Origin of the sequence: Leucobacter chinensis (genome assembly GCF_019049105.1) — a bacterium.
GTDB lineage: Bacteria > Actinomycetota > Actinomycetes > Actinomycetales > Microbacteriaceae > Leucobacter_A > Leucobacter_A chinensis.
In genome coordinates this window covers 98893-111566 of sequence record NZ_JAHQZR010000001.1, presented here as the reverse complement: position 1 = coordinate 111566, position 12674 = coordinate 98893, and the positions used below count along the sequence as shown (strand labels likewise).

9 protein-coding genes and 1 riboswitch are annotated in these 12674 nt (G+C 61.7%); of the genes, 1 reads left to right on the top strand and 8 read right to left on the bottom strand.

Annotated features, from left to right (window positions below):
- From KTJ78_RS00555 to KTJ78_RS00540, 4 genes are all read right to left on the bottom strand, one after another.
- Positions 1–1662: an ABC transporter permease gene (locus KTJ78_RS00555; protein WP_217131730.1), complete on the bottom strand. Its 1662-nt coding sequence runs from the start codon at positions 1660–1662 to the stop codon at positions 1–3.
- Complete coding sequence (locus KTJ78_RS00550) at positions 1659–2750, bottom strand: thiamine ABC transporter substrate-binding protein (RefSeq protein ID WP_369807909.1); 1092 nt, start codon at positions 2748–2750, stop codon at positions 1659–1661. The genes KTJ78_RS00555 and KTJ78_RS00550 overlap by 4 nt, the downstream gene beginning before the upstream one ends.
- Positions 2744–2853: riboswitch (TPP riboswitch) on the bottom strand. Its footprint overlaps the gene before it by 7 nt.
- Positions 2854–2866: 13 nt before the next feature.
- Positions 2867–4582, bottom strand: a complete 1716-nt coding sequence (locus KTJ78_RS00545) for a cell division protein PerM (protein ID WP_217131729.1) — start codon at positions 4580–4582, stop codon at positions 2867–2869.
- A 34-nt stretch (positions 4583–4616) separates the two neighbouring features.
- Positions 4617–5666 (bottom strand): hypothetical protein, encoded by a 1050-nt coding sequence (locus tag KTJ78_RS00540; RefSeq protein ID WP_217131728.1) that lies wholly within the window; start codon positions 5664–5666, stop codon positions 4617–4619.
- Positions 5667–5766: 100 nt separating this feature from the next.
- On the opposite strand from KTJ78_RS00540, the gene KTJ78_RS00535 reads away from it, so the two are divergent.
- Positions 5767–6747 carry an epimerase gene (locus KTJ78_RS00535; RefSeq protein WP_217131727.1) on the top strand — a complete coding sequence of 327 codons (981 nt, stop codon included), beginning with the start codon at positions 5767–5769 and terminating at the stop codon, positions 6745–6747.
- A gap of 95 nt (positions 6748–6842) precedes the next feature.
- Here KTJ78_RS00535 and sucD read toward each other — a convergent pair whose 3' ends face one another.
- From sucD to KTJ78_RS00515, 4 genes are all read right to left on the bottom strand, one after another.
- Complete coding sequence (sucD, locus tag KTJ78_RS00530) at positions 6843–7745, bottom strand: succinate--CoA ligase subunit alpha (protein ID WP_217131726.1); 903 nt, start codon at positions 7743–7745, stop codon at positions 6843–6845.
- Between the two features lie 33 nt (positions 7746–7778).
- Complete coding sequence (gene sucC, locus KTJ78_RS00525) at positions 7779–8945, bottom strand: ADP-forming succinate--CoA ligase subunit beta (protein WP_217131725.1); 1167 nt, start codon at positions 8943–8945, stop codon at positions 7779–7781.
- A gap of 108 nt (positions 8946–9053) precedes the next feature.
- Entirely contained in the window at positions 9054–11531 is a 2478-nt protein-coding gene (locus tag KTJ78_RS00520; RefSeq protein ID WP_217131724.1) for an ATP-dependent helicase, read from the bottom strand.
- A complete protein-coding gene (locus tag KTJ78_RS00515) occupies positions 11528–12571 on the bottom strand; it encodes a glycerophosphodiester phosphodiesterase family protein (protein WP_254259224.1) in 1044 nt (347 codons plus the stop codon). The genes KTJ78_RS00520 and KTJ78_RS00515 overlap by 4 nt, the downstream gene beginning before the upstream one ends.
- Positions 12572–12674: the final 103 nt, after the last annotated feature.

The window sequence follows — 12674 nt, the reverse complement described above, 5'->3', positions numbered from 1 at the left end:
TTACCATCCTCCCGCGTGTTCGGTCACACGCCAACCCTCGGCCAAGAGCATCACGACACTCGTTGCGAGACCGAGCACCACTGCCGCGGCGAGCCCTGTGCCGTAACTCGAGGCTGCCTGGTGTGAGACGAGCTGCGAGATGACCACCGGAAGCGTTTCTGAGCCGCTGCGCACGAGAAACGAAGTCGCCCCAAACTCACCAAGCGAGGTCGCAAAGGCAAAGCCGATTGAGAGCCCGAAAGCACGGCTGAGCGCGGGCAGCTCGATCGTTCGAAACACGCGTGCGGGCGATGCCCCGAGCAGCGTCGCCGCGTCGAGCTGCCTGGGGCTCACCGAATGCAGCACCGGCAACATCGTGCGAATGACGAGCGGGAGGGCGACGAGCGTTTGCGCGACCGGAATGAGCGCGGTGCTACTCCGCAAGTCAATACCGAGGCCGAGTGGGTTGTGCATCGTGAGCAAGAGCCCGAGCCCCAGGGTCACGGCCGAAACCCCGAGCGGCATCATGACAAACATCTCGTAGGCGCCCTGGGCCCGCTTTGCAGGCTTACTGCGCGGCCTTCGCGAGAGCACCAGTGCGATGAGCGTACCCAGTACCATCGCGATAAGCGCCGCGAGGAGCGCAAACCGAACCGACACCCAGAGTGCCTGGGGCACCGTGGTGGCAAGCGGAGATTCTTCTGGCGGATCGACAAGAAATCGGTAGTGGTCGAACGTCAGTGACCCATCTGGGCGTCTGAGTGAGCGCAGCCCGAGCGAGAATATCGGGAGCACGTGCAGCGTGAGCACCGTGACGGCAAAGACGATGAGCACGGTCGCGTGCTTGCGCCCTGCTTTCTCAAGCCTCGCGGCCCCCGAGGTGCGGCGCTCACCAGCTGAGTATTTCGTTCGCAGTCGTGCCGAGACCATGAGCGTGATGATCACGATCACGGCCTGCACGAGGGAGAGCACGGCAGCTCCCTGCAAGTCGAGAAACTGCATGGTAAGACCGTAGATCTCGGTCTCAATGTTCGAGAATTGCTTCCCGCCCAGCACAAGGACGACGCCGAATGCTGTCGCACAGAAGAGAAAGACGAGCGCCGCTGCCGATCCGATCGCGGGCAGCAGTCTTGGCAGGGTCACACTCACCCAGGCGCGCAAAGGTGAGGCCCCAAGCATCCGTGCGGCCTGCTCGGGCCGTTCGTCGAGTGACTGCCAGAAGCCGCCAACGATACGAGCGACAAGCGTGACGTTAAAGAATGCGAGCGCCAGCACGATCGCGATGAATGACTGGTCAAACCCGAGCCCAAAGAGCATGCCGCCCGGCCCAAAAAGCGATTGAAAGGCAACACCAACGACGACGGTCGGCAGCACGAAGGGTACGGTGAGCAGGCCCCGAATAACGGTCTGCCCCGCAAAGCGAATGCGGTAGAGCGCGAAAGCCGCGGGTAAGCCGAGCACGACCGAGAGCAGTGTTCCCGCTCCCGCTTGGGCGAGCGTCTGGCCGATCACCCGCCCCGTGCGCGGGTTCGAGAGCACGCTGAAGATACCGCCCTCGGGGGTCACGATGCCCCCTCCGAGGCCGGTCGCAACGAGCGAAGCGACCGGCCACAGGAAGAACAGGGCAAGAAACGCGAACGGAATCGCGGCGGCGACCCCGAGCGCTCCCCGCCAAAGCCTCATAGACCGATGGTCTCGCTGAGTGCCTTCAGCCAGCCGTCGCGCCCCTCGCCAATCTGCGTTGCGGTGAGGTCGTTGGGCTCGTCAGGCAACGGAGCAAACTCTTGCCACTCTTCGGGAACGTGAGCGTTCTCGTCGATCGGGTACACGTACATCGTCTCGGCAATGGTGTTCTGAAAGTCTGGCGAGAGCAGGTAATCGATGACGGCCTTCGCCCCCGCGCTGTTCTTTGCTCCGGCGAGCACGCCGGCGTACTCAACCTGGCTCGAGCAGGTCTCGAGCGGTGCGCTCGTCGTTGATCCCTTGCCATCTTCGGTCAACGTGTAGCCGGGTGATGAGCTGTACGAAACCACGATCGGGTAGGTTCCATCGGCATTACCGCCCGTGAAGTGCGTGTAGTACGCATCATTCCACCCCTGTTCAACACGGGCGCCGTTGTCAACGAGCGATGACCAGTAATCGAGGTAGTCTTCCTCACCGAAGTGAGCGATCGTTCCAATGAGGAACGAAGCGCCGGTCGACGATGATGTGGGGTCGAGCAGCACCGTGAGGTCACGGTATTCGGGCTTCACGAGGTCTTCATACGTCTCTGGGGCTTTCTTGCCGGCCTCATCAAACCAGACGGTATCGACGTTGATGCAGGTGGCCGCGACATCAATCGGGGTGAGCGCCCCCTCGTCGGTGACCGAGTATTGCTTCGCACGCTCGGGAAGATTCTCGGGCAGGTATGCCTCAGTCACCTCGTGTTCGACGAGCCGTGAGGCAAAGATGTGATCGACGCCAAAGAACGCGTCAGCGAGTGGCTCGCCCTTCGTAAGCACCAGCTGATTCGTGAGTTCGCCCCCGTCGCCGGCGGTGATGACCTTAACGTCAAAGCCCGTCGCTTCGCTCGCAGCTTTCTCGAACTCTTCTTCTGGCACAAAACTGTCGTGCACGATGAGCGTCACAGTATCGCCCGCTTTGCCGCTTTCACCCGAGGCATCACCCGTGTCTGCTGGCTGTGAACAGCCAACGAGCAGCGCCCCCGTGAGTGCAAGGCCCGAGATGACGAGTGCGTGACGTGTTACGCGAGGGTTTGGTGAGTACACCACAATAGATTCCTTCCTCCGCTGGCATGACCCAGATCAGGTTGAACGGTACGAGCACGCGTGCCCAGTCTCAGTTCGTCGCGTACGAACTCCCGTGGATTGCAGAACCCACTCTACACTCATTCGTCCCGGCGCGAAGACCCCTCATCATCGCTCTTCGACTCCCAAGAAAACTCTTCTTCGAGCTTTTCTGGATCAAACACCGGTCGCTTTCGATGACGCCTCGGTTTTGCCGCCTTGCGGTACCAAGGTTCTGCGGTCTCTTCGGCAACCGGGTCTGCGATTCGTGAAACCTCAGCGGTTTCTTGGTCGGGGTCGGCACCGTCGTCGGGGTCGGCGCCGCCGTTAGGCTCGCCCCAAGCCACACCCTCTTGTTCACGTGTGACATCGTCTGCCGTGCCCTCGACGCCGAATTCGACGCTCCGACCTTCACCGCTCTCAATCGGGACTGACAGGCGTTGCTTCTCAGCAGTGAATTCACCCTCACCTGGCTCAAGGTTTTCTTCGCCCCAGGGTATTCGAGCCACTGGCTGCGTAACATAGCGATCAGCGTCAACATCGAGTTCGACGAGCTCGTTTTCGTCGACATACGCCGGTTCCGCCGTTCGCGCTTCGTCGGCCCCGTCGCTCCCACGACGCACGAGCGCAAACCCCGCAATGAGACCGAGCGCAAGTTCAAGGGATGCGGCCGCTGCTGCAGGCCACACGAGCGGGCCGACGGCTTCGAGACGCCCCGGGCCCAACGATCCGCTCGAGAGCGCAAATGCGAGTGCGAGCACAAGGCCCGTGATCACGACCGCCGCGGCTGAGATCACCGTGAGACGCAGGATCGTCAGACGTCGAAACTCGGGCAGCTTTGCCGCGAGCGTGCCGATAACGACGCCCACGAGCACCACAAACAGCATCGCCAACATGCCCCAGCTTCCCCAAGAATCGGGAATCGCGGCGAGCAGTGGAATGCTCGGTAGGGGGCCAAGCAGCGTCTCGTACGGAGTCACGCTCGATCCAGAGCCCACAACGAAGCCGGGCCCTGCGAACCATGACACGGCCCAGATCATGGCCGTCGGTAAGAACGCGAGTTGCCCCAAGAAGAAGGTCAGGCTCCCGATAAAGTCAAGGTGCATCGACTGCGTGAGCGAAATGATGTCAACGAACCCGAGCAGCAGTGAAAAGCTCACCCCGATCGCGCCCAGCGCTGTGAGCCCGAGGAGCAGCATCGCAACGAGCTTGAGCGTGCGTGCAAGGTAGCGTTCAGCGCCCCACCCGAGCTTCGGCGCGCCGGCCTGCTCGAGCGCAACCTTGAACTTAAACCAGGCGGTGCTCACCACGTCGCCGTGGTGCATCATGAATCCGCCCCACGCAGGAATAATGAACCAGAGCGAAGCGAGCGCCGTCGCTGCCCAGATCGGTGCGGCGAGCAAGCTCCCAGCCATGACCGCGATGAGCGCTGAAGCACCGATGAAACCGAGAGATCCCCCGGTAATCGCAGCCGCGCCGGTCGTCATATCGCTTGAGAAGCGGTACCCCATGCGCCACGCGAGCGTAGCTGTCACAATGGCGATGAGCAGCGGCGCAAGTGTGATATCGAAGGCAAGCGGATCGGGCCCGAGGCCGAGGCTTACCGCCTGCGCGTCACTCACGGCGATACTCAGGCCGCCACCGTGCCCCAGCATCCACACCCCCGCCATCGTCTCGGTGAGCGTCGTCAGGTCGACTCCGAGCGAGAGCGTGACCGCGCCGATAAGGAGCGTCGGAACCGCAATAAACGCGATGCCGGCGAGCGCGATTAAGGCCGCCTCAACGGCGGCAACGAGGGCTGTAAGTAGGTGTCGCATGCTCACTCAAGTGTAACGACCCAAAGCCCGACGTTTACCAGGAACTCGCCACGTCGCGGTGCGTCGCAAAGAGTTCAGCAGTCGTGCCCTCGGGGGCCCGACCGAAGCCGCACTCGGTGCCAATGCCCCAGGGCCGTGTAAGCGTGGCTTCGGCTGCCGCGGCCCGACGCTTTGCCCCTTCGACACCGTCTTCACGGTGCACGAGCCCCAGATACAGCTCGGTCTCGTGCGGCAGCTCAAGACCGACAAGCGGAGCAAAATATGCGGCATCGTCGCGCTCAATCGGAACCGGCAGGTGCACCCAGCTGAGCTGCCTCGTCGCTTTCGCGGCGACGAGGTTGGCAAAGCGCACGAGGTTCGCCGCGTCTTTCGGCTCGACAAAGTGTTTCTCGCCAACATCTCCGTAGCACAGGTGCACGCCAACCTCGACGCTCTCGGGAACCCTGCTGATCTGTCGCGCAAGGCGGTCAGTCGTCGCCTGCCAAGCATCTTCGTCATACCAGGTCTCAGAGGGAGCGCCGTACCCAGCTCCCTCGAGGTGTGCGAACTCGAGCGCGGCATCCCACTGAATCGCAAGGCGGTCGGCAGGAATAGCGTCGAGAACCGCTTCAAGCTCACGGGCGAGCGCAGCCTCGTATACCGGTTCAAACTCGGCTCGGTTCGGCTGCACGACAAAGCTTCCGACTACCCCGAGCGGCGTTGGCAGCGAAACCTGAAAGCGAGTGCCAGGCGCAATCACGCCGTCCCGCTGCAGGCCCTCGAAGACGGCGTACGATGCGAGCGCGGCCTCGGCATAGCCAAGCGGCTGCAGGTCGAGCGTCTCGGCGCGAGCCCCCTCATCGAGCGCGACCGGGCGAAAGTCAACACCGCGAAGAATACGCGGCTCATCGCCCACGTGATGAATACCATCGGTGGCTGCCAGCCGCTGCGCCTGAAACGCAATCCAGTGAAAGCGCTCCCCCACTTCGCCGTCAGGAATGCGCTTCAAGTGCCCGCCAAGCTCGGCGGCCGCGAGTCGCATCGTCTCATCGGCGGTGTCAAGATTGATTGATCCAACCAGGTGTACGCCCTGCGGTGCGCTCATCGTGAGGGGTCCTTTCGTTCGCGAAACGTTTCACAGCCAGTATGGCCCCTCTCGAGCGATGCCGTGGCGAGTGTTGCTGAGTATGACGTACAGTGAGGGCATGAAGGTAGACAGCACAGGGCGAGTCGTCATCGGCGGCGCCTCGGGATTCATGGGTCAAGCGCTCACCGAACATTACCGTGAGCAAGGGCGCGAGGTGGTAACCATTGGCCGAAGCGGTGCCGACATCTCATGGAACGACCCAGCAGCGATCGCCCGCGCGGTCGACGGAGCTTCTCTCGTCATTGGACTCTCAGGCAAAAGCGTCAACTGCCGGTACACCCGGGCCAACCGTGCCGAGATCTTTCGCTCACGCGAAGAAACCACCGGGGCACTCAGCCGTGCGATCCGCGATGCAAAGAACCCGCCGCCCCTCTGGGTCAACGCCTCATCGGCAACCATCTACCGGCACGCCGAAGACCGCCCCATGACCGAGAGCACGGGCGATATCGGCAACGGCTTCTCAGTCGATGTTGTAAAGGCGTGGGAGCGGGCGATCTTCGCTGAAGAACTCCCGAACACCCGAAGGGTCGCTCTTCGGGCCACGATCGTGCTCGGCGAAGGCTCGGTGCTCACGCTGCTCACCCGTCTCGCGAAACTTGGCCTCGGTGGAACACAGCTCGACGGGCGCTGGCCGGTCACGTACGCGCGACGCCGTGCCGGCACCGCCCACTGGCCCGGAGCTCGCGGGGGCAAGCAGCGCTTTAGCTGGGTGCACCTCGACGAGATTGCCCGTGTGATCGACTTCGTTGAAGCCCACGAAGAGCTCTCAGGCCCCATCAACGTGGCATCGCCCTACCCCGTCGACAATCGGAGTTTTATGCGGGTCATTCGCGATGCCGTGGGCGCCAAAATCCATTTCCCGATGCCGCGGTGGATGCAGGAGATCGGCGCCATCGCCATTCGCACCGAGACCGAGCTCACGCTCAAAAGCCGGTGGGTGTTGCCTGAGACCCTGCTCGATGCAGGTTACGAGTTTCGCTACCCGCACCTCGAAGATGCGGTCGCGGCGACGCTCGGTGCCAAGACACACAAGCGGTAGACGGAACCAGGCGCCGCAAGCGATCAACGGGCGCCGAAAACAAGAACGCCGGCTCCCCATTCTCAGGAGGCCGGCGTTCTCGCTCACGTAAAGACTTACAGGGCTGCGTAAACCTCACGCAGCAGCGTTGCGGTCTCTGAAGGGGTCTTGCCTACCTTGACGCCAGCAGCCTCAAGAGCTTCCTTCTTCGCCTGAGCGGTGCCTGCCGAACCTGAGACGATAGCGCCTGCGTGGCCCATGGTCTTGCCCTCAGGCGCGGTGAAGCCAGCAACGTAGCCAACGACTGGCTTCGTCACGTTGCTCTTGATGAACTCTGCCGCGCGCTCCTCAGCGTCGCCACCGATCTCACCGATCATGACGATCGCCTTCGTCTCGGGGTCAGCCTCAAACGCAGCGAGCGCATCGATGTGGGTGGTGCCGATGATGGGGTCGCCGCCGATACCGATCGCGGTCGAGAAACCAAGATCGCGCAGCTCGTACATCATCTGGTAGGTCAGGGTTCCCGACTTCGAGACGAGGCCGATGGGGCCCTTGCCCGTAATCGTTGCCGGGGTGATGCCAGCGAGCGCCTCGTCAGGAGTGATGATACCTGGGCAGTTTGGCCCGATCATGCGGGTCTTGTTGCCCTTCTGCTGAGCGTATGCCCAGAACTCGGCAGTGTCCTTGACGGGCACGCCCTCAGTGATCACCACGAGCAGACCGATCTCAGCGTCGATCGCCTCGATGACGGCATCTTTGGTGAATGCCGGCGGCACGAAGGCAACCGAGACGTCAGCCCCGGTCTGCTCCATTGCCTCAGCAACCGTTGCGAACACGGGAAGCTCAACGGCGTTACCCGAAGCATCGGTGTGCGAGACGGTGGTGCCAGCCTTGCGCGCGTTAACGCCGCCAACAATGTTCGTGCCTGCTGCGAGCATGCGCGCGGTGTGCTTCGTACCCTCGCCGCCGGTGATGCCCTGAACGATGACCTTTGAATCCTTGGTCAAGAAGATTGACATGTTGTTTCCTTACAATTCTTGGTTCGGGTGCGACTAGCGCTCGTTGGCGAGCTGGGCAGCTTTATCTGCACCCTCGTCCATGGTTGCAGCGAGCGTTACGAGCGGGTGCGCAGCCTCTTCGAGAATGCGGCGACCCTCTTCAACGTTGTTGCCGTCGAGGCGCACGACGAGCGGCTTGTTTGCCGCTTCACCGAGCTTGTTGAGCGCGCCAACGATGCCGTTTGCAACCGCGTCACACGCGGTAATGCCACCGAACACGTTCACGAACACGCTCTTGACCTGCTCGTCACCGAGAATGACGTCGAGGCCGTTAGCCATGACCTCGGCTGATGCGCCGCCGCCAATGTCGAGGAAGTTCGCGGGCTTCACGTTGCCGTGATTCTCGCCTGCGTAAGCAACGACGTCGAGGGTCGACATCACGAGGCCAGCGCCGTTACCGATAACGCCAACTTCACCGTCAAGCTTGACGTAGTTGAGGTCGAGGGCCTTGGCCTTGAGCTCAAGCGGATCTTCGGCCGACTCGTCAGCGAGATCTGCGTGTGCTGGCTGACGGAACTCGGCGTTCTCGTCGAGTGAGACCTTGCCATCGAGTGCGACAACGTCGCCCTCAGCGGTGAGTACGAGGGGGTTGACCTCGACGAGGGTGGCGTCTTCGCCCTTGTACACGTCGTAGAGCTTCACGAAGACGTTAGCGACCTTGGCAACGAGCTCGTCGGGGAAGTTTGCTGCCTTGGCAATCTCGAGCGCCTTTGCCTCGTCGATGCCGGTGAGTGCGTTGACCTCAACGCGTGCGAGTGCTTCGGGCTTCTCAACCGCGAGCTGCTCGATTTCCATGCCACCCTCAACGCTGCAGAGCGAGAGGAGTGAACGGTTTGCGCGGTCGAGCAGGACCGAGAAGTAGAACTCCTGGTCGATGTTCGCGCCCTGCGCAATCATGACGCGCTTTACAACGTGTCCCTTGATGTCGAGACCGAGAATGGCCTTGGCCGCCTCGTATGCCTCTTCAGGGTTCTTTGCGACCTTCACACCGCCGGCTTTGCCGCGGCCTCCGGTCTTAACCTGCGCCTTGACGACGACAACGCCGCCCATCTTCTCGGCCGCAGCTTTTGCCTCTTCGGGCGTATCGGCAATCGCACCGGCAAGAACCGGTACACCGTACTGTTCAAAGAGATCTCGCGCCTGGTACTCGTAAAGATCCACGTGACTTCCTTAGCTGATCAACATTGGTGTCGTCGGTTGTGCAATAAATCTCGATATCGAGATATCCAACCAATGCACCAGCCTACCACCGCTGCCTTGTGTCGCAGATCAGAGTTTCGTGATTGGCGCCAGCTTAATGAGCAGTTTTCGTTCACCGACCGAGTCAAAAATCACGTGGGCGATTTTCTTCGAGCCGGTTCCCGTGACCCGGTCAACGCGCCCCTCGCCGTAATCGTCATGCTGAATGCGGTCGCCCGATTCAAGCTCGAGCTCGCCGTTGTCTCTGATCATGGCCCCGATCTGGTTCGGGAACCCAGACCCCCCGGCCTCTTTCGCCTGCTTCTTGCGCTCGCGCCAGAGCTCGAGGGCTGACTTCATATTCTCGCCCTCGCGCTGCGGCGCATCGCTCGCGCCCCCACCGCCGCCGAAGCCCCCGAAGCCGACACTCGACTGCGTAGCGTTCGTGGAGCGCCGTGACCAACCCTGACCCGGGGCCTGCCTCGCGTTCAGCGCGCGTGACTCGGTGCCGCCCTGCGAGGTGACCTCGCCAGGCGACTGCCGCCACTCAATAAGCTCGGGCGGGATTTCTTGCAAGAATCTCGACGGCATCGCGACCTTGACGTCACCAAACTGGGCGCGTGACGAAGCGAGCGAAATGAACAGCTTCTTGCGCGCTCTCGTGATGCCCACGTACATGAGCCTTCGCTCTTCAGAAATGCCGCCGACTTCGTCAATCGACATCTGGTGAGGCATGAGCCCCTCTTCGAGGCCGGTCAAGAAGACCACGTCGTACTCGAGGCCCTTCGCCGTGTGCAAGGTCATGAGCGAAACGGTGCCACTCTCGTCATCAAGCTCATCGGCTGCGGCAACGAGACTCACCTCGGTCAGGAACTCGATGAGCCCTGCCCCGGGGTTTCGCGTGTCAAACTCTTTGGCGACCTGCAAGAGCTCTTCGAGGTTCTCGGCGCGGGCCTCGTCTTGCGCGTCACGCTTGGCGCGCAACTTCTCAATCATCTGCGACTCTTCGAGCACAAGCTTCAAGATGTCGAACACTCGCGCGGGCGTTTCGGCAGAGGCCAGCTCAGCTGCCTGCGTGAGCGTTGCGCCCAGCTGGGTGATCGTGCCGAGCACCTTGGGCCCGAACGACAGCTCGGCCGCGCGGTTCATCGCGTCGTGATACGAAATCTCTTGTTCGTCGGCAAACACCGCGAGCTGGGCTTCGGCCATGGGGCCGATGCCTCGCTTTGGCGCCCCGAGTAGCCTCGACCACGCGAGCGGATCATACGGGTTCGCGATCGACACGAGGTAGGCCATCGCATCTTTAATCTCGGCGCGCTCGTAGAACTTCGTGCCGCCGAGCACACGGTACGGAACGGCCTCACGAATGAGCAACTCTTCAAGCGCACGGGTTTGGGCGTTCGTGCGGTAGAACACGGCCATGTCGCTGTAGGCCGTGCCCTTCACGTACTGTTCGGCGATCTCTTCGGCAATAAAGCGGGCCTCGTCGTGCTGCGAGTACCCGGTGAAGCCGGTAATTTTCTCACCCTCGCCCATGTCGGTCCAGAGCTTCTTGTCTTGCCGGTCAAAGTTATTGCCAATCACGGCGTTCGCCGCGCTCAGAATCGTCTGGGTCGAGCGATAGTTCTGCTCGAGCTTAATGACCTCAGCGCCGCCAAAGTCCCGTTCGAAGCCCTCGATGTTGCGAATGTCGGCGCCGCGGAACGCATAGATCGACTGGTCTGAGTCGCCAACAACGGTGATCGTCGCACCCGCGACAGGCTGCCCGTTGCGGCTCAGCTCGGCAGGCACCGGCCGAGTGAGCTCTTTAATGAGCGAGTACTGCGCGTGGTTCGTGTCCTGGTACTCGTCAACGAGCAGGTGACGAAAGCGTTCGCGGTATACCGCGGCCACATCGGGAAACGCACGGAAGAGGTGCACCGTTTGCCCAATGAGGTCGTCAAAGTCAAACGCTCTCGCTTTGCGCAGCTCCTGTTCGTACTGACGAAAGATTTCGGTGAAGATGCGCTCTCGCGGGTCGCTCATGCTCGCGGTCGAGGCGTACGAATCAGCGTCGGTGAGCTCGTTCTTGAGACGCGAGATTTTGCCACTCGTGTTTGCGGGGGTAAAGCCATAGGCGTCAGCGTCGAGGTCTTTAATGATGCCTTTGAGGAGCGCCCTCGAGTCACTCGAGTCATAAATCGTGAAGCCCGAGACGTAGCCGAAGCGGTCGGCCTCGCGACGCAAGATGCGAACGCAGGCGGAGTGGAACGTTGAGATCCACATGCCCTCTGCCGAGGCGCCCAGCAGCCCTTCAACGCGCTCGCGCATCTCGCTCGCGGCCTTATTGGTAAAGGTGATCGCGAGAATCTGGCTCGGCCAGGCCTCTTTCGTCTGAATAAGCCCGGCAATGCGGTGCGTGAGCACTCGCGTCTTACCCGACCCTGCCCCTGCGACGATGAGCAGTGCCGGGCCTCGGTAGGCAACGGCCTTCGCTTGCTCGGGGTTCAGCCCCACAAGGAGTCGCTCGAGTGCCCCTTGAGGTTCGCTCGGGGTCTGGTCGGGAGAAATCAGTTCATAGCTCGTCATGGCGTCTCAAGTCTATTGCGCACCGCTGACACTCCGAGATCGGGGTGGTCAACAAAGATGCCGTCAACCCCGGTCAAGAGCACTTCTTGCATCTCGCCCATCCAGTCGCCCCATGCCGCAGGGTGCGCCCCAATACGAAAGCGCTGCATCAGAAAGCTATTCTCTGGCCGCAGCGTCCAGGTGTACACGAGCAGGTCTCTCGCGTGCGCGCGCTGCACGAGGTCGTTAATGCCCTTGGCGATGCCGAGCACCCCGTAAATGAAGAGGTCGCGCTTGGCCACGCTGATACCGTGCACGCGCCCGCGCAAGCTGTCGAGCCCCTCATCGCTGCGGTACCACTCAAACGTTTTGGCGTGTTCTTCGCCGAGCGCACTCACCTCGTCGGCTGGTGCGCCACGCGTCTCAAGCAAGAAGATGTACGTCGCTTCGAGCCCATCACGCTGCAGTTGTTCGAGTATTTCGAGCTCAAAGCACTCGATCGTGAGCTGGCTCGACCTGTCCTGCCAGCCAGCGAGGCGTAGTTCACGGTGCAAGAGTTCGGCGATCGAAATACCAATCGACGCGAAATAGGTCGCGTGCTTCACCTCGATCACAACGCCCGGCGCGGTCTCCCGCTGATCTGCCACTTCGTCGACGATCGCGAGTACCTCGGCAAGCCGCAGCATCGGCTCCTGCCCCTCGTAGGCGAGATTGTCGCTGCGCACCTTGCGAAGCCGCTCAGTCGCACGCAACGTTTGCAACTCGGCCCAGGTGAAGTCTTCGGTGAACCAGCCGGTGTGTGAGACCCCGTCGATGACGCGGGTCGTTTTGCGGTCGCGAAACTTCGGATGATCGGCGACATCGGTCGTGCCTGAAATCTCGTTCTCATGCCTCACCACGAGCACCCCATCGCGGGTTGCCACGACATCCGGTTCGACCGCGTCGGCACCAAGCTCGAAGGAGAGCCGGTACGACGAAGCGGTGTGCTCGGGACGGTAGCCGGGAGCACCGCGGTGGCCAATCACGATGGGGGTCGAAGACGATAAGGAACTCATACTCATTGAGCGTAGTGTGCGTCACCTGAAACATCTGAATGATTCAGGCAACTATCGATAATGACAATTAGACTGACCACATAACGCAACGACGCCCACTTCTCTCATT